We start from the raw sequence: 19,809 nt of genomic DNA, 5'->3' as shown, positions 1-19,809 counted from the left end.
TCCTTCAGGACCAAGGGGGCAGGCCCGGTTGTTCAGACAAGTGCGATGCGGGCGGCGGCAAGGCTTGCCGCGCCGTTGATGATGCTGTTTTTGAGCGCCGCCGTTTCGGACAACAGGTTCTCGGCGGCAAAGCGGCAGAGCGCGATGCGGGCGTCGCGGCCGCCATCGCCCGCCTCCGCCAGCCCGCCCTTGGCAAGGTAGACACCGGTCAGCGTCAGGCCGAAGAGGCGCTGGTAGGCGGTCGCGCCAGCAAGCGCGTCGGCGGATTTGCCTTCGGCCAGACGGGCAAGCAGCCACTCGGTCGCCGCTTCAAGCTCGCCGATCGCATCGTTAAGGCGGCGGCCCGTTTCGCCGAAATCCGCGAGGTTGGATGCGCCCACGTCTTCGGCAATGGCCTTCAATTCGGCGATGAAACCGCGGACATGGCCGCCGTCAGACAATGGCAGCTTGCGGGTGACGAGATCGATCGCCTGAATGCCGTTGGTGCCCTCGTAAATCGGCGCGATGCGGGCGTCGCGGAGATAGCGCGCGGCACCCGTCTCCTCGATGAAACCCATGCCGCCATGGATCTGGATACCCATCGAGGCGACATCGACGCCGACATCGGTGCCGAAGGACTTGGCGATCGGCGTCAAAAGGCTTGAGCGTTCCAGCCAGTAGCGTGCCGTCTCGCCCTGCGAGACATGCGCCCGGTCAACGGCGCGGGCGCAGGCAAAGGCGATGGCACGCGCGCCCTTCGTCAGCGCCTTCATGGTCAGCAGCGTGCGGGCGATGTCCGGATGCTCGACGATCGGGCTCATGCCGGTTCCCTGCCAGCCCGGCGCCTTGCCCTGCGTGCGTTCGCGCGCATAGTTCAGTGCGTGTTGCGTCGCCGCGTCGGCCATCGCCACCCCTTGTGTGCCTACGGCAAGGCGGGCGTTGTTCATCATCGTGAACATGCAGTTGAGGCCCTTGTTCTCCTCGCCGACGAGATAGCCGACGGCGCCTTTTTCGTCGCCGAACTTGCCGTCGCCATAGACCATGGTGCAGGTCGGCGAGGCATGGATGCCGAGCTTGTGTTCGAGCGAATGGCAGAACAGGTCGTTGCGGGCGCCGAGCGACCCGTCTTCGTTGACGAGGTATTTCGGTACGAGGAACAGCGAGATGCCACGAGTGCCTTCCGGCGCTCCGGCAAGACGGGCAAGCACCAGATGAACGATGTTGTCGGTCATCTCGTGTTCGCCCCAGGTGATGAAGATCTTCTGGCCGAAAATGCGGTAGGTGCCGTCGTCGCGGCGCTCGGCACGGGTCTTCAAGACGCCGAGGTCGGAGCCGGCGTGCGGCTCGGTCAGATTCATCGTTCCCGTCCATTCGCCGGAAATCATCCTGGCGAGAAACACCGATTTCAGCGTGTCGGAGCCGTGCTTTTCCAGCGCGTCGACCGCGCCCATGGTCAGCATCGGCGCAAGGGCGAAAGCCATGGAGCCGGCATTCCAGAATTCCATCGCCGCGATGTGCAGCATATGCGGCAGGCCCTGGCCGCCGAATTCCTCCGGTGCGGTCAGGCTGTTCCAGCCGCCCGCGGCCCAGTTGCGATAGAGATCGCGCCAGCCGTCCGGCGTCCGGACCTTGCCATCGACCAGCTTGGAGCCCTGCTTGTCGCCGATGTCGGCAAGCGGCGCCACTTCTTCATTGGCGAAGCGGCCGGCCTCCCCAAGGATGGCGTCGACGAGATCCTCGTCCAGATCGCCAAAAACGCCCTCGGCCAGGTCCTCGGCGAGGCCGGCCACGTGCTTGAGCGTGAACAGAACTTCGTCCACCGGTGCCTTGTACATATCGTCTCCTCCGCAGTCACATGACAACATTGCCGTCCAGCAGTCCAGCAAGGGCATGTTCGTCGGATCGAGAAATTATTGATTTTTACGTAAACGTCAATATTCCATCGTACAGCGCCATGCGTGCCGATGATGGATGCCTGTAACAAAACTGTCATGGAACCCGACTAAAGCGTAGTCTGGCCTCCTCCCGGGATTACGCCCGCATGAATCTCATCTCCTCGGAAATCCCAGGCCTCGTCTGGGCCTACCGCTTTTTGCCCGGCGAAAGCCGCTGCCTGCGAATTGCCACCGATTCCTCCATCGACGCGCTGATGGAAGGCGACGGATGGGTGTGGCTGCATCTGGCGCTCAGCGACGCCCGTACCCCTGCCCTGATCGAACGCATCACCAGCCTGCCGCCGAGTGCGCTTTCGACGCTGACCAGCCATGACACGCAGGCGGCCGTCACCGTCGCCGACGACATGATCTATGGCACGCTGGTCGATTTCGAGCGCAGCTTCGACGCCGAGACAAAGACCATCGGCTGGCTGCATTTCGCCGTCACCGACAAGATCATCATCACCACGCGCCTGCATCCGCTGCGCAGCATCGACCGGGTCAAGGTCGCCGTCGAGAAGAACGCGCGCTGCGCCCGACCCATCGACCTGTTCGAAATGATGGTGGTCGAGTTCCAGCGCACGCTGATCAGCCTGGTGCTGGAGTTGACCGAAGACCTCAACGTCATCGAGGACGACGTCTACGGCGAGGCGGGCCACAACCACCAGCCGCGACTCGCTCCGCTGCGGCGGACGGCCGTGCGCCTGCACCGGCACCTGCGCACGCTGTTGGCCTTGTTGCGGCGCGCCGGAACCTCGGAGGAGGATGAAGTGCCGCCCGGCTTCATCGACGTGGCGGAGCGCCTTTCAGACCGACTGGAATCGGTCGATCGCGATGTCTTTGCCCTGCAGGAAAGCGCCCGGCTGCTGCATGAGGAAATCGACAGCAAGCTGTCCTCGGAAACCAACCGCCATCTCTACATCCTGTCGCTGATGACGGCGTTCCTGCTGCCGCCGACGCTGGTCACCGGTTTCTTCGGCATGAACACCAGCAGCCTGCCCTTTGCCGATGGCGTGCACGGCACGCTTCTCGCCGGATTGTTCATTCTCTTCTCGATGGGCCTTGCCTGGACGATTCTCAGGCGGATCGGAATACTTTGAAAGGCACCAAAAAAGCCGGAGACAACATCTCCGGCCAGTTTGGTGCGCGTGAAGTAAACCATCAATACGGCGAAACGCACTGCCGGCGCGGACCGCTATACGGCTGGTAGGTATTGTCGTAGGCGCGGTAGCTGCGATAGCGGTTTGCGCACCATTCGACATGGCTGCCGCCATAGCCCACAGGCGGCTGTGCGATGGCTCCACCGATGAGCGCGCCGGTAGCAAAAGCCGCGAGCGGGAACCAGTACCCGTTATATTCGCGATAGCCCGGGCGGTAGTAGCGATAGCCACGATGACCGCGGTAATAGGAGTAATTGTCCCGGCGATAATCCCGGCGATACTCCCGGCGATATCCGTCACGATCCCGCCAGCGCTCGTCGTAGTCGCGCCGTCGATAATACTGGACCGTCTCGACGTCGGCTGCTTGCTCCACCTTTACCGGTGTGGGAATCTGGGGGAAAGCCATTGATGGCGTGAAAGACGTCGCCAGCATCACAGCCGAGAGGCCCAGAGACGCCATTTTTAATCTCGAAACACCCATGGGTTTCTCCGTTCTATTATCATCCGACAACATCGTCTTGCCCTGAGAACGGTTCGCGGTTCTTTTTGTTCCGTCAACCACCAGAGATAAGCACGTCTGCAGCATTCGCGATGAACGTGTGAGGCTCCGTGCCTTCCCTCATCTCGGCCCACCACAGGGGTTTTGGCCGCGTCAGCGACCTGCGACGGGCGTAACCGAAGGGAATCGAGGCGAAAATCGCCTGCAAGGCTCAAGCTGTTAACCCTCGGTTAACCCTGTTTCAGCACCCTCTTGTGATGGAAAAGCGCCGGTCGATCAGCTTGGGCATGTTTTTCCGCCTCGCCGCTATCCTCGGCGTCGCGCTGTGGCCGGGCGGCGTTAACGCACGCGACATCACGCCCTGGAAGTCCAGGGACAATGCCCTCGTCATCGACGCCTACGAGATGAACATCATCGACTGGGAGGAGATGCTGAAGGACAAGCGGATCGCCGGCTTCATCTCCAAGGCGTCGGACGGGCTGCCGGAAAGTTTCGCCTGCACGGGAGATCATGGCGGCGATACCGTTGCCCACTGCAAGACGATGTGGCGGAAATATGCGGTCAGCCGCGAGCTCTACCAGACGCGGCGCCTCATTGCCCGCGCGAACGGCCTGCTCTGGGGCGCCTACCACCTCGCCCGTCCCGGCAATCCGGTCGACCAGGCCAATCATTTCCTCGATTATGCCGAGCCCCGGGACGACGAACTGATGGTGCTCGACATCGAAGGCCTCGATCCGGAAAAATACATGTCCCTGGAGGATGCCGCTGTTTTTGCCGGCCACATCAAGACCCGCACCGGTCGCTACCCGATGCTCTACACCAATCACGTGACGGCCAAATACATCGCCACCAACCGGGATCGTTTCCCGATCCTGTCTCGCCTGCCGCTCTGGTATGCCCGCTACAAGCCGGGCATTCGCAACGTCTTTCCGATGGGAAACTGGGACAGCTACGCGCTGTGGCAGTTCTCCTCGGCGACGAATTGCGGAAAGCGACGCTGCCCCTACCGTGTCGCAGGAACGCTGCCCGACATCGACGTCAATGTGGCCGGGATGAACGCAAAGGCGCTCAAGGCCGTTTGGGCGAAAGGCGACCTGCTGCCGGCAAAGCCGCTCGACAAGCCACTGCTGATCGCCACCGGCAAGGCAAGCGTCTCCGCCGGCGCGAATATCGGCGTCGACCTCACGGTAACAGGATCAATCGGCAGGGTTTCCAGCGCACTGGCTTTGAGGTAAAAGCAGCGCCGAGCGACAACGTTTGGTAGCAATGCATTGACCGTCATCGTTGAAAGGCGCTTTCACACGTAAACCCCGTTACCCTTTGGCCGTATGACGGCTCAAACGAAAGCTGACCCTGCACATGACGAGCAGATGACGACCAAGATTGTGATCAGTGACGACAGCTCGACGCCGGTTTCGGTGCTTGATGCAGACAGCGAATTGATCGTCGACGAGGGCGTGACCCTGTCGACGCCTGCGACCGCCATCGTTGCGACCGGTACGGCGACCGACCGTTATTTCTATATCAACGGCACCGTCATCTCTGCGACGAGCGATGTCTTCCGGTTCGGTACGACCACCGTCGCCGACAGCCAGAGCCAGTTCGTCGTCAGCAGCACCGGCACGGTTTCGGGAGGCGACTACGCCCTTACGATCGATAGCGGCGGCCTGGAACTGAGCAATGCCGGCACCATCGAGGCGCGGCTCACGGCGATCACGGCCGCGGGCGAGGCGACGCAACTCGTCAATACGGGCCTCATCACCTCATCGGCAGGCATCGGAATAGCCGTTTCCGGCAGCAACGCCGTCGTCATCAATCACGGCGCCACACGCGCCGAAACCGTGGCGGTAAACCTTTCCGGTGCAAGCGCACTCTTCACCAACAACGGTGAATTGCGCTCCGACACCTCCTATGGCCTCGTTTCGAGCGGCCAGGCGGCGATGCTCACCAATCACGGCACTGTGGTCGCCCAGGGGACCGCCATCGTTTCCTCCGGTGCAGCCGCCATCATCACCAACGACGGCGAGACGAGGTCGACGGCCGGCTATGCGATCGCCGCCAAGGGTGACAACGCGACGATAACCAACAGTGGCACGGTTAGCGCCGGCAAGGCCGGGATCGTTCTGACCGGCGACGACGGTATCGTTACCAATGACGGGCTGATCAAAACCTCGGCCTATGCCATCGCCGTTTCGGCGGACGAGGCGACCATCACCAACAACAAGACCATCACTGCCGGCGGCGGCGTGAAGCTGACGGGAACGGACGGCACGCTCACCAATCACGGAAAGATTACTGGCACGGAGACATCGGCTGCAGCGGTCGATTTTTCCGGCGCATCCAAATCCAGCCTGGACAACACCGGGCTGATATCGGCGAAGTCGCTGGCCTTTCTCGGCGGCAATGGCGCCCAGTCCGTGTTCAACAGCGGCACCGTCACCGGTGCGATCAAGCTCGGCGGCGGCAACGACTATTTCGACGGCACGGGCGGCAAAGTGAACGGCACCGTCTATGGTGGCACCGGCAATGATGTTTACCTGATCAGCGACGCCGCGATCAAACTGTCCGAATCCGCCGGCGGCGGCAGGGATCTTGTCAAGACGACAGTGTCCTTCACGCTCGGCAGCTCTTTCGAGAAACTGACGCTGAACGGCACGGGCAACATCACGGCCACCGGCAATTTGCTGGCCAACCTGCTTCACGGCAACGGCGGCAACAACAGCATCGACGGCATGGCCGGCAAGGATATGATCTGGGGCCACGCCGGCACAGACATCCTGACCGGCGGAACTGGTGCCGACCAGTTCATCTTCAATACCGGCGACGGCAAGGACACCGTGACCGATTTTGCCGCCACCGGCACGGCCCACGACGTGCTCGATCTGACCGAACTGGCGAGCGTCACCAGCTACGCGGATCTTGCAAGAAACCATATGCGACAGGTCGGCGACGATGTGCGGATCGATGGGCTAAACGGCGACAGCATCTTGCTGAAGGACGTGAAGCTGTCGGCACTGGATGTGACCGATTTTCTGTTCTAAGCAGACTTTCGTTGGCAAGCCAACGATTCATCTGCTTAGCTTTCCTTGTTTTTTCGCAGGTTTTGATCGGAAAACCGTGGAACACTTTTCCGAAACCTGCTTAGCCGCTTGCCGGCAGCGCAGCGTTCGGTGTCCTGTCTGCCGCGCCTTTTGCGAAGAGCCGGGCGGTGGCCGTTTCCACCGCCCGGACATGTGACGCTACACGACAGCCGAAGCGCCGCGCTGAGCTGAACGGCCATGGGGAAGCGGTGCTGCCATGACCGCCGGCAGACCGGCCTCAAGGCAGGCGGCAATGAAGGCCTCGCGCGCCACCGCCGCCGGGGTCATCCGGTTCAGGGCCCGCCGGCAGGAGGAGACGGCACGCTCATAGCGCGCGCCTCGCTTCAGCGGCCACTCGTGCTCCAGGAAATCAAGGGCTTCGTAGACGCTGCCGAAGGTGCGTTCCAAACCGGAGCGCAGGGTCACTTTCAGGGGATGGGTCCACGGAACATCGCGAATAGTCATCTCTTTTTTCCTCCTTTTTCTGACTACCTCTTCGCGGGTATCGGAGGATAATATTGGCCGCGAATTCGCGCGTTCAAGAGGCGCTTCGGCCACTCGATTAAAGGCCCCCTCCAAGGTCGGAAGGGGCCAAAGGCATACGTTCTGAAATCGGCGCAAGATGCTTATCTCTTGCGTATTTAATTGTACTAAATTAGCCGCATCCAACAAGTAACGTTTTCCGACAAAGGGTCTTCCGTGCGTTACCGCACTGTCCGGAGGAGAGAGGGGAAACATTGCTCCCCAGACAATCGCCGTGCCGATTGGCTTGCCTGAAAGGGCCGGAAATTATCGAATATTGTCAATGATGCAAATCGAATCCCCGGTGCATGAGCCTTCAACCGCAAGGCGATCCGGCTTGCTATTGACGATGATTTGAGAGAGAATCGCAGCATACCCTCGTGAGCGCGGGCAAGCTGGCAGATTGGAGAAAATAATGCGTGCTAAATCTCTGATAGCGGTCGCCGCGGTCGCACTACTGGCCCTTTCGGGATGTGCAAGTACCGGCGCCGGCAATACGACCTACAGCCAATGGCAGGGCGCCTATCCTCAGCCTGATTTCAGCGCTTCGAACCCCGGCGGCGTCCGCATGTCCTACTAAGCAGACTTTCGTTGGAAGGCCAACGTTTCGTCTGCTTAGGTGTTTGTTTTAACGCAGGTTCTGTCCGGAAAACTGTTGGACACTTTTCCGGAACCTGCTTAGCGCCAGTCCGGCTGCCTTCGGATAAATGCCGCCTTTCACCTGCTGGCAAGTGAAGGGCGGCAGAGCCTGGGCGCTCACGCCTCGATCTGCACGTCCCCAAGCGGACGAGAACAACAGGCGAGGATGTAGCCCTCATCGATCTCGTCGTCGAGGATGCCGCCATTGTGCTGCATGTCCACCTCGCCTGAGACCTTCATGACGCGGCAGGTACCACAAAGGCCGCCTTCGCAGGCAGCGCCGATGCGCACACCGGCAGCGCGCGCGGTCTGCAGGATGGTCTGTCCCGGCAGGCACCTGGCTTCCTTGCCAGCCATGGTGAAGGTGATGGTCGAGACCGCGTCACCATCGGCCCCGGAACTGATCGCCAATGCCTCCGGAGCAGGCGGTGCGGCCGGCTGGAAGCTTTCCTCGTGATAGCGGTTCATGTCGAAGCCGACGCTTTCAAGCATCGACTTGACGCCGCGCATGAACGGCTCCGGCCCGCAACAGAAGACGGTCCGCTCACGGAAATCCGGCGCCAGCAGAGCGAGTTTCGAGGTCTCGATACGGCCGCGCAGGCCGTGCCAGCCATGGCGCGGCGCGTGGGTTTCGACGATGAAGCCGAGATTGAGGTTCGGCATGTTGCGGGAGATGTTCTCGAGTTCGTCGCGGAACAGCAGGTCATCCGGCTGGCGGGCGCAGGAGAGGAAGGTGACATCCGTCTGCGGCGCGCAATCGGCCATCCAGCGGGTCATCGACATCATCGGCGTGATGCCGGAACCAGCGGAGATGAACAGGTATTTTGCGCCCGGGTGGCGGACGAAGGAGAAATCGCCGAGCGGGCCGAAGGCTTTCAGCTTCATGCCGGGCTTCAGGTTCTCGAACATCCAGCGCGTGCCGATGCTCGATGCCTGCGCCTTGACAGTCACGGCCACCGAGAAGGGCCGCGACGGCGTTGAGGACAGCGTATAGGTGCGCATCACCGGATCGTCCGGCTTGACCGGCAGCTCGAGCGTGACGAACTGGCCCGGCAGGTAGCGGAACCAGCTGTCCTTGTCGGCCTTGAAGCCGAAGGTCATCACATCCGGGGCTTCGGTCGTGACGGAGATGCATTCCAGAAGATGCTGCCGGTCGTTGAACGGCTGTAATTCGTCGAAGTGCCGGAAGGATGAGGCAATCGTCATGTCAGGCAACCCGGACCAGAGGGGTGGAGGCTCCATGCAGGCGATCCTGCATGAAATTGACGTACCATTCGACGAATTGCATCACGCCGCCTTCATGCTCCGGTGAATAGGGGCCGGGCTGATAGGCGGGCGAGCGGATGCCGAAGGCGTTTTCCTCGACGATCTGGCGATCCTGGTCGTTGGTCTCGGTCCAGACATGCGTCAGTTCCTCGAGGGTATAGTCGACACCTTCGACGGCATCCTTATGCACCAGCCACTTGGTGGTGACCTGGGTCAGTTCGGGGCCGAGCGGCAGCACGCGGAAGGTGATGGCGTGGTCGGCCAGGACGTGGTTCCAGGTGCTCGGATAGTGGAACAGCAGCAGCGTGCCGATATGGCTCTGGCTGACATCGTCGGAGAGCTGGCGCTTGACTGCGGGCTTGCCGGACATGGTGTAGCTCTCGGCGTCCTGGATCAGCGGCATGCGGGCGACGCGGAACTGGCCGGTCGGCGACATCCTGAACTCGCTCGGCAAGCCTTCGGCTTCGCATTTCGCCCAGTGGGCAGCGATGATCGGATCGTCCTTGGCGCCCTGAACGCCGGTCGCGGTCGGGGCTTCCGGATAGGTGCGGCAGAGTTCGGGATGGTTGGCGGCGCAGTGGTAGCACTCGCGGTTGTTTTCCCAGACGAGCTTCCAGTTGCCCTTCTCGATGATCGTGCTTTCGTAGGCGACCTTGGTGTCCTTCAGATTGTGCGGCGTGACATAGGACGACACCATGTCGCGCATCGGCTGGAAATCCATCGGCTCGTCGGCGAGGCAGATGAAGATATAACCGCCGATGGTTTCGCAATAGATGGCCTTGAGGCTGTGCTGCGCCTTGTCGAAATCCTCCCCCATCTGGCGGGCGAAGAGCAGCTTGCCGTCGAGCTCGTAGGTCCACTGGTGATAGGGACAGACCAGCTTGGCCGAGGACCCTTTCTGGCCGGCGCAGACGCGCGAGCCGCGGTGGCGGCAGGAATTGTGGAGCGCCCGGACGGCGCCCTGGCGATCACGGACGATGACGACGGGATAATCGCCGACCTGGACGGTGAAATAGTTGCCTGCCTTCGGAATTTCGCAGTCATGGCCGATGAACAGCCAGTCCTTGTACCAGATCTGCTCCATGTCGAGCTTGTAGAGATCGGGATCGGTATAGAAGGCCTGCTCCAGGCTATGCCCGTCACGGCGGGTCTTGAGTTTGCGGAGGACTTCGCTGCGGAGATCCATGTTCGTTTCCTTGTGCTCGCCACTTTTCGGTTGAGCGGACAGGAAAGGAACCACCACCGCGCCGGGAGTGCGCGTGGATACACTGGTTCGCCTTCCGGCTGCCCGCCGCAACCAAGACATCAATTTCGCTTCAAGGCTGGTTTCCGGGCTCAGGAGCTGTCCTTTCGGACCATCGCGGCGCCTTCCCGAATCTCTCCAGTGGCCTTTTGCCGAGGTTTCGCTCCACCACCGTTGCGGGGGCAGCGCCGGATTTCGACCGGCTTCCCAATTCTCCGCCCTCCCTATAAAGGCGGCACCTTGAGTGTCTTCATCTAACCAAGCGACACGGCCGGACAGCCGCCGATTAGCGACATCCGGTTCCAGAATGACGACACCACACAGTTAGGTTTCCAGACGATCTGGAACGGCTATTTTATCAGCAGAAACAATGGTCTTTGCTATTTTTTCGGCAGATGGCGCGTTTTCCGCCACACGCCGCCAGATTTTGTGCAAAGACTGTCTCTTTGCGACATTAAGCGGCGCGATGGCCCGATCGATGCGCAAGCTTCGCACCATGGCACGCGGGTAAGGCTTGGAAAGGCTGCATTAACCGTCGCAATGTAGCTTCTCCTCATAGGCGTTTCCGACCCGGCGCATCCTGGCACGCCGGCGCAATCCTGGTGCAGGCCGATGTCAAACCTGAGATATTTCGACGCTGCCGCCGTCAACAAGCCGGCTCCATCGCCGAAGGCTGCGGTTCATACCGAGTTCCTGCGCACCGGACGTATCAACCGGCAGCAATGGAGCGCCGAGGAAAAACGCTATCTGACGCACCAGGAAGTGGCGGCCCGCACCGGCCGCAAACTTGAGGCCGCCGGAGCAAAGACGCATGAACGGATCAATGGCTTCCACGCCTCCATCCGCTTCCCGAAACTAATTTTCCACCGTACGCTTTCGGGCCGGCCGCATCTCGGCTATTGCCACGTGACCACGGCGCGGACGAAGCTCGCCAAGTTCGACGATGTCCGATGGTCGTTCTATATCGCCAACTTCGTCTCCGACATCGGCGACGACGAGCATTTCTTCGAGAAGATCAGGCTGGGTTATGCGCGGATGTATTTTGCGGTTGCGACCGCCCCGGATACCGAAGACGGCAAGCTGACGCTCAACCGCACGGTCCGTGAAAACGGCCTCTTGTTTCGCACCGTCGACCCAAAAGAGGCCTTGAAGAATGTGCTGCTGCTCGGCGCCCGCAACGAACAGCTCCGCAAAATCATCACCAGCCTCTGATCGGCGCGGTGCAGCCGGCTACCGCTTGTAGATCAGCCAATCCCGCCCCGCCGGCTGCTCGTCCTCCGCGCCGTGAACGACGGTATAGTCGCCACCCTTGGCCTGCGCCTTGGCCAGCGCCTTTTCTGCCGTCCCGACAAGATCGAACGCATTGCCGGCACTGTGCGACATCGATACGCCGACCGAGAGCGTGACACTGCCGAGGGTGCGGCCGGTTTTCGGATGTTTGAAATGGACGCCGCGCAGCGCCGATCGCAGGAGCGCCATCAGGCGCACGACCTCTCGCTCCTCGCCCGCATTGATCAGGAAGCCGAAGCGGACGCCGTCGAACCGCGCGACGAGCTCGCTTGGTGGAAAGGCCTGTTGAACGACGCCGCCGATATGGCGGGCGAGATGATCGGCGATTGCTGCGACCTGTTCAGCGGAAAGCCGCTGGCTGGTGTCCGGCTCGGCGATCGCAACGCCGCAGGCAAGCGGCAGATCGGGATCGGCATAGACCCTGGCCAGCGCCTTGTTGAACGCGCGGCGGTTGGCGAGGCCCGTCACGGCATCCGAGAATTTCGTCGCCTCGAAATCGGCAAGCTCCTTCTGAACGCCGGCAATGACCTTGGACTGCTCGGTGACGCTTTGCTCCAACTCGGCATTGTGCGAGACCTGCCGCTCGGTTGCCCGCTTCAAGGCCTGGATCGAGTTCTTCAACGCCGCCTGGCTTGCCTCATCCGATACGACGAGCGCCTTCGAGGCCTCGCCGATCAACCGGCCATAATCGTCTAGCGAGTTCTTTTCGCGCGAGAGCAAATTCATGAAGTTGCTCATTTCATCGCGCACGATCGTCGTCGAACGCGCCAGAACGCCCGCTTCATGGTGATGCGGCAGATATTTGCGGCCGAGTTCGTCGAGGGCGGCCTGCGACTTGTACTTGCCAAGCGCGATGAAGTCCCGCACCAGTTCGGGATTAGCGCCGGCATAGGCCTCGTAGACAAGTTCGTAGTTTCTCGGAACAGCGTCGATGCCCATCTGCTGCATGGCAGTGGCGATGCGCAGGGCAAGATCGTTCGGCATGGATTTCTTATTGGCCATTTGCGCTCCGGCAGGATGTAGAAAACAATGGCTAACATGTCCAACTTTCGGCTCCGCTAATGGAAGCTGTCGCATTTTAAGAAATCTTGAACCTGGGCTGCAGCGATCAGGCACAGTCAGAGCGGCCCGCCGAATGCACTTGGCAATGTCGCGCCCGGCCCTGTAATAGAGACCGCAAGGCCTGCCCCTTCGGTCGGCCCCGATCTTTTGGAAGCAGCATGACCCTCATCATCGACACAAGGACCGAACCGGAACGTGCATTGGCGGCGGCTTGCGAAACGCTGGCCCAGGGCCTCCCGGTCGCGATCCCGACGGAGACGGTCTATGGCCTGGCGGCCGACGCGACGAACCCGGATGCCATCAGCCGCATCTACGAAATGAAGGGCCGCCCGCGCTTCAACCCGCTGATCTGCCATGTCGCCGACTTAGACATGGCCCGACATTATGTCGACTTCGATCCGATCTCGCTCAAGCTTGCGCAAGCCTTCTGGCCGGGACCGTTGACGCTGGTCCTGCCGATGAGGCCGCAGAGCGACATTCATCCGCTTGCCTGTGCCGGTCTCGACACACTCGGTATCCGCATACCGGAAGGTTTTTCGCGGTCGGTGATCGAACGCTATGGCAAACCGCTGGCGGCGCCGAGCGCCAACACCTCCGGCAAGATCAGCCCCACCAGCGCCGAACACGTCGCCGCCGATCTCGGCGGCAAGCTGGCGCTCATTCTTGATGCCGGGCCAGCCGAAATCGGCCTTGAATCGACGATCATCAAGGTCGACGGCGACGAAATCCGGCTGCTGCGGCCGGGCGGACTTGATGTCGCCGATATCGAGAAGCTGACCGGAAGGCCCGTTCTGCGGCCGCAAACCGCAGGTGCCGCGATCGAGGCGCCGGGCATGCTCGCTTCCCATTATGCACCCGCGGCGGCAGTGCGGCTGAACGCGGCGGATGTCAGGCCTGGCGAGGTACTGATCCGGTTCGGCGGCAAAACACTGCCGGGCGAGGAAAACGCCGCTTTCGTTCTCGATCTCAGTCCCTCGTCCAACCTGCGAGAAGCAGCCGCCAATCTGTTCGCCTATATGAAGAAGGCCGACGCCTTCGGCGCCGCGACGATCGCCTTCGGCCCCATTCCGAATGAGGGACTGGGCGAAGCGATCATCGACCGGATCGAACGCGCAGCAGCCCCCAGAGATGGCGCGGAAGCATGAATCTTCGCCGGTGACGCGGCCACCAGCAAGGTATCGACCTTATGACGAACACCATTCCCTCCCCCGACCTCATCGCTCGCTTTGCCGCCATCGTCGGCGACCGCAACGCGCTGACCGATCAGGCGGCGATCGCCCCCTATCTCGTCGAATCCCGCGGTCTCTACACGGGCAACACGCCGCTGGTGCTGAAGCCCGGCAGCGTCGACGAAGTATCGCAGATCCTCAAGCTCGCGAGCGAAACCGGTGCGGCGATCGTCCCGCAGGGAGGTAATACCGGCCATGTCGCGGGTCAGATCCCGCGCACCGGCGCTGCCGATATCGTTCTTTCACTGGAACGACTGAACCGCATCCGCGACATCGACCCGGTTGGCAACGTGATCGTCGCCGACGCCGGCTGCATCCTTGCCGATATCCAGATCGCGGCAGAGGCGCATGACCGCCTGTTCCCGCTGTCGCTCGGCTCGGAAGGCTCATGCCGAATTGGCGGCAATCTCTCGACCAATGCCGGCGGCACCGCTGTTCTCGCCTATGGCAACATGCGGCAATTGTGCCTCGGGCTCGAAGTCGTGTTGCCGACCGGCGAAATCTGGGACGGGCTGCGGCGGCTGAAGAAGGACAATACCGGCTATGACCTACGCGACCTGTTCATCGGCGCCGAGGGCACGCTCGGCGTCATCACCGGCGCGGTGCTGAAGCTCTTTCCCAAGCCGCTCGGCCATCAGGTCGCCTTCGCCGGGCTGAAAAGCGTTGCCGATGCGCTTGCCCTCTTCGACAAGGCGTCGAGCCTTTGCGGTCCCGCCCTGACCGGCTTCGAACTGATGCCGCGGCTCGGCGTCGAGTTCACCGCGAAGCACATTCCGGGCGTTCGCGACCCGCTGGACACCGCGCATGCCTGGTATGCGCTGATCGACATTTCCACTTCCGATTCGGCAGAGACCGCCGAACACATGATGAGCGAACTGCTGGAGACGGAGATTTCAGGCGGACTCGTCGAAAATGCCGTAGTGGCTGCCAACGACGCCCAGCGCAAAAGCCTCTGGCATATGCGCGAAAGCATGTCGCCGGCGCAGAGGCCGGAGGGCGGCTCGATCAAGCATGATGTCTCGGTACCGGTATCGAGCATTCCGGCCTTCATGGCGCAGGCCGATGCTGCGGTAATGGCGGCCATTCCCGGCGCCCGCATCTGCGCCTTCGGCCACATGGGCGATGGCAATATCCATTACAACATCTCCCAGCCGATCGGTGCAGACAGGCAAGCCTTCCTTTCCCGCTGGCGCGAAGTGAACGCGATCGTGCATGGCATCGTCATGAAATACAACGGCTCGATCTCGGCCGAGCACGGCATCGGCCAACTGAAGCGCGACGAACTGGCCGAGGTGCGCTCACGAATAGAAATCGATCTGATGCAGCGCATCAAGCAAGCTTTCGACCCGGCCGGGATCATGAACCCGGACAAGGTGCTGAAAGCCTGACGACATCAAGCGCCGCCGGTGCGCAGTTGGGTGAGGCTGAGGAGCGTATCGGCGCTGATGCCGTTGCGGCCGCTTCCCGACATGATCAATTCGGCGGCCGAGACATCGATATTGTTCTCGACGTCATAAAGCGCGGTGAAGCGCACGAGCAACTTGTCCAGTTTTTCCGGATCGTGCAGGTCCTCGATATCGAGGACCCGGTTGATATAGTCATGCTGCACGTCCACATCGGCGCTCGACATTTCTTCCGGAATGCTGAAGGTTGTCTGGATGACCTGCAGCAGCGCGCTGTCGGCCAAGAGGTCGTAAGCCGTATTGACGCCGGATGCCATGCGGCGGAAGTAGAGCGCAAGGCGCACGCCGGCATTCTCCTCGCCTTGCTGTTCTTCCAGCGTCTGATTGAGGTAGAGATCCTCGGTCTCCAGCAGGCCACGCTTGGTCTGTATCCCCTCCATCGGTTTTGCCAGGTTGCCGTCGCTGTCGAAATTGTAAGAGGTGACAATCTGCTTGAAGATCGTCGTGTCCGGCTCGGTGTTGATGAAGCTCTTGGCATCGTCGAGATCGGATTTGAACATCTGCCGGACATAGTCCGTGGTGTACTCCTCGGGATCGAGACCGGCTGCGACCAGAATGAAATCAACCAGGCGCCGGTCCGCAAGCAGATCGTCCAGCGATTCGATCTTTTCGATCTCGGCGCTGTAGTATTTTGATTCCTCCGTTGCCTTGGTCTTGTCTTCCTCCGTGCCGAAGCGGCTCTTCTCGACGACATAGGACTTGGCGGTGTTGAGGATTTCGGATTCCGACTGCGCCAGCATCGGGACGCCGAGCGACCCATCCGTGTCGATATTGAACGCCTTGGCGAGTTCGACGTAACGTTCGTCTTTCAACGTATAGACATAGCTTTTCGGATCGGTGAGGTCGCTGGTCAGCACCTTCTTCAGCTTGCGCGTCGTATCGCCTTCATTCTGAAGCCCGACCGCTGTCAGCGCCAGCTTCATGATCTTGGTGTCGGCAAGCAGGTCATCGACATCCGTCACCACACCGATCAGGGTTTTGAAGGAGGCAATCAGGCTCTCGTCGGCGGCTTCTTCGGCGTCGTTGTAGCGTGTCATCCAGTAAGCGGACGTTTTTGTAATTTGCGTCGTCGTTTGCGCCGTGTCTCCTGATGCGAGCGTCCCGTCCGTCTGGAAGTTGAACGCTGCGGCGAGTTCCTTGTAGGCGGCGTTGTTTTCACCACCCTGCGTGTTGGCATAGCTCGTTGAATCGCTGAGATCGCTGGTCAGGATATTCTCCATCGTCGACGTCAGCAGGCTCGACGGCAGGCCGTAGGCTATGCGGATATAGGCGAACAACCGGCTATCGCTCAGAATATCGCCGACCGAGGTGATGCTCCCGATCGTCGATTCATAATATTCCTGGTTGAGCCGGGCAGCGGCGGAGGAAAGCCGCGGCTGCGCGAAGGCATAGGCTTCGTTGACCGATGCCTTCTGGGTGGCGGTCATCGGCAGATCGCCCGCAGCCAGCGTTCCGTCATCCTGAAAATTGAACGCGGCGGCAAGCGGCGTATAGTCCGGGGCATTGTTGATCGCCGACTGGTACTGCGCGATCAGCTTGCTTGCCGCACTGGTGCTGTCGGCCAGATCCGCGGCGGACGCGCTGGCTTTGACGGCGTCGATCTTGTCCTGGTATCCCTGCTTGTAGGCCGCCGCTTCCGTGTTCACGTAGCTGCCCGCGTCGCTGACGTCGCTCGTCACCACCCCTTTGAAATGCGCATAGGACATATAGTCCGGGTCGAAGCCGAGCGCGGTCAGGACGTAGTCCTTAAGCTTCTCGTCCTGCCAGAGTTGATCGACGGTCGTAACCCTGTCGATGGCTGCGTTAAAATAGTTCGTGTCGTCCGTAACTGCGTCATCGAGGTTGGCGATGCTCTGGCTGTAGAGGCCGATAAGCGCATCCTCCTGTGCATCACTTTGGACCACCTCCGTGGATTGCGAAAAGCTGAAGGCCAACGCAAAATTGCGGTAGCGTTCGTCTGTCAGCATGTTGGCGTAACTGCTGTCGTCGGTGAGATCGCTTTCCAGAACCTTGCGCATGAAGGCTTTGGCATAGGTCATGTCTTCGAGACCGTGCGCCTTCATGGCATAGGAATAGAGCCGGAAATCGTCGAGGAACTCGTCGATCGACGTGACCTTGCCGATATTCTCCTTGTAGTACTCGGTTTCGCGGGCAACCAGCGTCTGCTCGGCGGTGCGACGAAGGCTCGTCTTCATATCGCGGGTGATGAGATTGTAGTCGATATAGGTGGAAACCATTGCCGTTCTGCCGATCGCCTGAATTGCCTGACGGAATGCTGTCCGGACGGACGCAATGCCGCGAGGTGCGGCCATAATCTGCGGCACCATCGCCTTTCAGCCTTGCGCGTGGCTTTTCCAGGGGGCCTGCCCGCTCTGCCGGCGGATCGGCAAAATGCTGCCGATTTTCTTCAGATTTGGGAAACCCTGCCGCATTGGTCTTTGCTAACCATCAGGAAATGCAAAGTTTTTTAACTGCGATTTTTAAGCGGTCTCAAACGGCCGCCGCCTATGCTCCAGCCATAGAGGACGAAAAGTCCCGACGAGAAGACCGGAAACCGGCTCTCAAGGAAAACAAGGGCGATTGAAATGCTGAAGACACTTTCCCAACCGGCTTGGGTTGAAACCACGCTGCGACTGGACCCGAAACGCTTCCCTCAGCAGGCAAGCTACAGCTTGCATGGACAGTCGAGCAATGTCACCATCAGTCTGGATGAGCGCGGAGCGGTGTTGCGCAAGGTCCTGCCCTCGAGCGGACTGCCACTCTCGATCGCGCTGCCGGCGCGCGCCTTCAAGGGCGTTGCGGCCCGCGCGATAGACCATGGAGACGGAGAAGTAACCGTGACGCTGGAACTGCATCATGACGACCCGGATCTCTGCATTCCGCTTCTCGTCGCCCATGACCTCTCCGATATCGCCGCCGATTGGCGTGCGTGGTCGGAAGCCTACCGCACCCCGATGCTGATGGTGGAGGCCGATGGCGTTGCCCGGCCGCTGGAAGAGCATCTCGGCGAAGTTCGCACCCGAGAGATCAAGCCGCGCCGTCGCCATTCGCTTTTCAACGATCGCCGCCCACGCTTCCTGATGCGCCGCTCAAGCCGCAGCCTCGGGGTCAACATGAAGATCGACGGCCGGGAAATTATCGCCCGCAACTGATTTTCGACACAATATCCGCACGTTCCTCCAGCGCGAAAGACCGGCTGTCCCTGCGGCCGGTTTTTTGCATTTGTTTTCAGCCCGTTAGAGATGATTCTAAAAACCCGGCGGATGCCTTCTTGAAGCCATATGCAGCCTGCACATTGCCGGCACCAGAAGGAGACAATCCCATGCGCAAATTCATCCTTGCGGCTATCGCCGCCTTTTCCGCCCGCCTGGCCAAGAAGAAGAACAGCCGCGACACGGAACCAAGCTGGGCCTGAAATTCGTTTGCTGCGGTGGACCCTTGCCCTCCGGTATTCCGGAGGGCCTTTTTATATCAGCCGCACCAAAAGCGCCGCCAACAATCCGCCAAAGACGATCAACCCGACGACACCGTTGAACTTGAACAGGGCAAGGCATTGTGCTGCGTCATGAATGTCGAGCACCAGGATCTGGTAGAACAGCATGACGGTGGCAACCAGAAGGCCGACAAAGGCCAGGAGGCCGGCGCCGGCGGTCGCGAACGAGACACACAGCAGCAGGACCGTCAGGCCGTAAAGACCGAACAGCCAGGGGCGCGGATGCTCGCCGAAGCGCCGCGCCGTTGAACGCACACCGATCAGTTCGTCGTCTTCCTTGTCCTGATAGGCATAGATGGTGTCGTAACCAACCGTCCAGGCGATCGCGCCCAGATAGAGGACGATCGCGGCCATCCCTACCCCGCCGAATTCCGCCGACCACCCCATCAGCGCGCCCCAGGAAAAGGCAAGGCCGAGGAAAAATTGCGGCCAGTCGGTAAAGCGCTTGGCAAAGGGATAAACCGCGACGAAGACGAGCGAGAAGACGCCGAGAAAGATTGAAAAACCGTTGAACTGCAGGAGCACGAGAAGACCGGCAAGCGCCTGCAGGACCATGAAGACCTTCGCCTGCAGCCGCGTGACACGGCCCGAGGGCAATGGCCGCGACCGGGTGCGCGCCACTTCCATGTCGATGTCGTGGTCGACGATGTCATTATAGGTGCAGCCGGCCCCGCGCATTGCGACGGCCCCGATGAAGAACAGCAACAGGTGAAAGGCGAACCGGCCGAAGGAGAACGTCCCGGCAGAAGCCGCCGCGTTTGCCGCCAGTCCCGCCGACCAGAAACACGGCCACATCAGCAATTGCCAGCCGATCGGCCGGTCCCAGCGGGCAAGCTGCGCATAGGGCCAAAGCGTCCGCGGCAGGACGCGGTAGACCCAATTGTTGGACGGGGCGTCGTAGACACGCCCGGAATCGGCTGGACTGGTGCTCATGCCATGTGTTTGCCGCG

Annotated in this window: 17 protein-coding genes and 1 riboswitch; of the genes, 8 read left to right on the top strand and 9 right to left on the bottom strand. The window is 61.0% G+C overall.

Going from position 1 to position 19,809, the window contains the following annotated elements; translation table 11 throughout:
• Positions 1 to 32: 32 nt before the first annotated feature.
• On the bottom strand, positions 33 to 1,814 hold the full coding sequence (locus A3AY_RS0133885; protein WP_018330110.1) for an acyl-CoA dehydrogenase family protein: 1,782 nt from the start codon (positions 1,812 to 1,814) through the stop codon (positions 33 to 35).
• 206 nt (positions 1,815 to 2,020) lie between these two features.
• Between A3AY_RS0133885 and A3AY_RS0133880 the strand changes: the two genes are divergently transcribed.
• Positions 2,021 to 3,013, top strand: coding sequence for a transporter (locus A3AY_RS0133880; protein ID WP_018330109.1), 993 nt, complete (start codon positions 2,021 to 2,023; stop codon positions 3,011 to 3,013).
• Positions 3,014 to 3,074: 61 nt separating this feature from the next.
• On the opposite strand, the gene A3AY_RS0133875 is transcribed toward A3AY_RS0133880, so the two are convergent.
• Positions 3,075 to 3,554: a BA14K family protein gene (locus A3AY_RS0133875; protein ID WP_026204110.1), complete on the bottom strand. Its 480-nt coding sequence runs from the start codon at positions 3,552 to 3,554 to the stop codon at positions 3,075 to 3,077.
• Positions 3,555 to 3,829: 275 nt separating this feature from the next.
• Here A3AY_RS0133875 and A3AY_RS0133870 point away from each other — a divergent pair, with 275 nt between their 5' ends.
• Both A3AY_RS0133870 and A3AY_RS0133865 read left to right on the top strand, forming a co-directional pair.
• Positions 3,830 to 4,807, top strand: a complete 978-nt coding sequence (locus tag A3AY_RS0133870; RefSeq protein ID WP_026204109.1) for a glycoside hydrolase family 25 protein — start codon at positions 3,830 to 3,832, stop codon at positions 4,805 to 4,807.
• A 135-nt stretch (positions 4,808 to 4,942) separates the two neighbouring features.
• A complete protein-coding gene (locus A3AY_RS0133865; protein ID WP_018330106.1) occupies positions 4,943 to 6,613 on the top strand; it encodes a calcium-binding protein in 1,671 nt (556 codons plus the stop codon).
• Between the two features lie 198 nt (positions 6,614 to 6,811).
• Here the strand turns inward: A3AY_RS0133865 and A3AY_RS0133860 are convergent, their stop codons facing one another.
• Positions 6,812 to 7,117: a DUF982 domain-containing protein gene (locus A3AY_RS0133860; protein ID WP_018330105.1), complete on the bottom strand. Its 306-nt coding sequence runs from the start codon at positions 7,115 to 7,117 to the stop codon at positions 6,812 to 6,814.
• A gap of 472 nt (positions 7,118 to 7,589) precedes the next feature.
• On the opposite strand from A3AY_RS0133860, the gene A3AY_RS40000 reads away from it, so the two are divergent.
• On the top strand, positions 7,590 to 7,754 hold the full coding sequence (locus A3AY_RS40000; RefSeq protein ID WP_018330104.1) for a hypothetical protein: 165 nt from the start codon (positions 7,590 to 7,592) through the stop codon (positions 7,752 to 7,754).
• Positions 7,755 to 7,930: 176 nt separating this feature from the next.
• On the opposite strand, the gene A3AY_RS0133850 is transcribed toward A3AY_RS40000, so the two are convergent.
• The 3 genes from A3AY_RS0133850 to A3AY_RS39570 form a co-directional block, all read right to left on the bottom strand.
• Positions 7,931 to 9,019, bottom strand: a complete 1,089-nt coding sequence (locus A3AY_RS0133850; RefSeq protein WP_018330103.1) for an FAD-binding oxidoreductase — start codon at positions 9,017 to 9,019, stop codon at positions 7,931 to 7,933.
• Between the two features lies 1 nt (position 9,020).
• Positions 9,021 to 10,265: an aromatic ring-hydroxylating oxygenase subunit alpha gene (locus A3AY_RS0133845; RefSeq protein WP_018330102.1), complete on the bottom strand. Its 1,245-nt coding sequence runs from the start codon at positions 10,263 to 10,265 to the stop codon at positions 9,021 to 9,023.
• A 117-nt stretch (positions 10,266 to 10,382) separates the two neighbouring features.
• A riboswitch (cobalamin riboswitch) is annotated at positions 10,383 to 10,580 on the bottom strand.
• Between the two features lie 66 nt (positions 10,581 to 10,646).
• Positions 10,647 to 10,808, bottom strand: coding sequence for a hypothetical protein (locus tag A3AY_RS39570; protein WP_154663371.1), 162 nt, complete (start codon positions 10,806 to 10,808; stop codon positions 10,647 to 10,649).
• A 126-nt stretch (positions 10,809 to 10,934) separates the two neighbouring features.
• On the opposite strand from A3AY_RS39570, the gene A3AY_RS0133840 reads away from it, so the two are divergent.
• Entirely contained in the window at positions 10,935 to 11,534 is a 600-nt protein-coding gene (locus A3AY_RS0133840) for a DUF6656 family protein (protein WP_018330101.1), read from the top strand.
• Between the two features lie 18 nt (positions 11,535 to 11,552).
• On the opposite strand, the gene A3AY_RS0133835 is transcribed toward A3AY_RS0133840, so the two are convergent.
• Positions 11,553 to 12,614 (bottom strand): diguanylate cyclase domain-containing protein, encoded by a 1,062-nt coding sequence (locus tag A3AY_RS0133835; RefSeq protein ID WP_018330100.1) that lies wholly within the window; start codon positions 12,612 to 12,614, stop codon positions 11,553 to 11,555.
• Positions 12,615 to 12,832: 218 nt separating this feature from the next.
• On the opposite strand from A3AY_RS0133835, the gene A3AY_RS0133830 reads away from it, so the two are divergent.
• Positions 12,833 to 13,819, top strand: a complete 987-nt coding sequence (locus tag A3AY_RS0133830) for an L-threonylcarbamoyladenylate synthase (RefSeq protein ID WP_018330099.1) — start codon at positions 12,833 to 12,835, stop codon at positions 13,817 to 13,819.
• A 41-nt stretch (positions 13,820 to 13,860) separates the two neighbouring features.
• On the top strand, positions 13,861 to 15,291 hold the full coding sequence (locus A3AY_RS0133825) for an FAD-binding oxidoreductase (RefSeq protein WP_018330098.1): 1,431 nt from the start codon (positions 13,861 to 13,863) through the stop codon (positions 15,289 to 15,291).
• A gap of 5 nt (positions 15,292 to 15,296) precedes the next feature.
• Here the strand turns inward: A3AY_RS0133825 and A3AY_RS0133820 are convergent, their stop codons facing one another.
• On the bottom strand, positions 15,297 to 17,603 hold the full coding sequence (locus tag A3AY_RS0133820; protein ID WP_026204108.1) for a DUF1217 domain-containing protein: 2,307 nt from the start codon (positions 17,601 to 17,603) through the stop codon (positions 15,297 to 15,299).
• Positions 17,604 to 17,951: 348 nt separating this feature from the next.
• On the opposite strand from A3AY_RS0133820, the gene A3AY_RS0133815 reads away from it, so the two are divergent.
• Positions 17,952 to 18,518 (top strand): DUF6101 family protein, encoded by a 567-nt coding sequence (locus tag A3AY_RS0133815; RefSeq protein WP_018330096.1) that lies wholly within the window; start codon positions 17,952 to 17,954, stop codon positions 18,516 to 18,518.
• 314 nt (positions 18,519 to 18,832) lie between these two features.
• On the opposite strand, the gene ubiA is transcribed toward A3AY_RS0133815, so the two are convergent.
• A complete protein-coding gene (ubiA, locus tag A3AY_RS0133805) occupies positions 18,833 to 19,792 on the bottom strand; it encodes a 4-hydroxybenzoate octaprenyltransferase (protein ID WP_018330094.1) in 960 nt (319 codons plus the stop codon).
• Between the last annotated feature and the right edge of the window lie 17 nt (positions 19,793 to 19,809).

This window comes from Rhizobium giardinii bv. giardinii H152 (assembly GCF_000379605.1).
GTDB classification, from domain to species: Bacteria; Pseudomonadota; Alphaproteobacteria; order Rhizobiales; family Rhizobiaceae; genus Pararhizobium; species Pararhizobium giardinii.
Note: the sequence above shows the minus strand (reverse complement) of the source record. Positions and strands in the feature narration are given on the sequence as shown.

Coding starts and splice junctions, on each gene's coding strand:
- A3AY_RS0133885 (WP_018330110.1), bottom strand. CDS start 1,814: ATGTACAAGGCACCGGTGGACGAAGTTCTGTTCACGCTCAAGCACGTG.
- A3AY_RS0133880 (WP_018330109.1), top strand. CDS start 2,021: ATGAATCTCATCTCCTCGGAAATCCCAGGCCTCGTCTGGGCCTACCGC.
- A3AY_RS0133875 (WP_026204110.1), bottom strand. CDS start 3,554: ATGGGTGTTTCGAGATTAAAAATGGCGTCTCTGGGCCTCTCGGCTGTG.
- A3AY_RS0133870 (WP_026204109.1), top strand. CDS start 3,830: ATGGAAAAGCGCCGGTCGATCAGCTTGGGCATGTTTTTCCGCCTCGCC.
- A3AY_RS0133865 (WP_018330106.1), top strand. CDS start 4,943: ATGACGACCAAGATTGTGATCAGTGACGACAGCTCGACGCCGGTTTCG.
- A3AY_RS0133860 (WP_018330105.1), bottom strand. CDS start 7,117: ATGACTATTCGCGATGTTCCGTGGACCCATCCCCTGAAAGTGACCCTG.
- A3AY_RS40000 (WP_018330104.1), top strand. CDS start 7,590: ATGCGTGCTAAATCTCTGATAGCGGTCGCCGCGGTCGCACTACTGGCC.
- A3AY_RS0133850 (WP_018330103.1), bottom strand. CDS start 9,019: ATGACGATTGCCTCATCCTTCCGGCACTTCGACGAATTACAGCCGTTC.
- A3AY_RS0133845 (WP_018330102.1), bottom strand. CDS start 10,265: ATGGATCTCCGCAGCGAAGTCCTCCGCAAACTCAAGACCCGCCGTGAC.
- A3AY_RS0133840 (WP_018330101.1), top strand. CDS start 10,935: ATGTCAAACCTGAGATATTTCGACGCTGCCGCCGTCAACAAGCCGGCT.
- A3AY_RS0133835 (WP_018330100.1), bottom strand. CDS start 12,614: ATGGCCAATAAGAAATCCATGCCGAACGATCTTGCCCTGCGCATCGCC.
- A3AY_RS0133830 (WP_018330099.1), top strand. CDS start 12,833: ATGACCCTCATCATCGACACAAGGACCGAACCGGAACGTGCATTGGCG.
- A3AY_RS0133825 (WP_018330098.1), top strand. CDS start 13,861: ATGACGAACACCATTCCCTCCCCCGACCTCATCGCTCGCTTTGCCGCC.
- A3AY_RS0133820 (WP_026204108.1), bottom strand. CDS start 17,603: ATGGTTTCCACCTATATCGACTACAATCTCATCACCCGCGATATGAAG.
- A3AY_RS0133815 (WP_018330096.1), top strand. CDS start 17,952: ATGCTGAAGACACTTTCCCAACCGGCTTGGGTTGAAACCACGCTGCGA.
- ubiA (WP_018330094.1), bottom strand. CDS start 19,792: ATGAGCACCAGTCCAGCCGATTCCGGGCGTGTCTACGACGCCCCGTCC.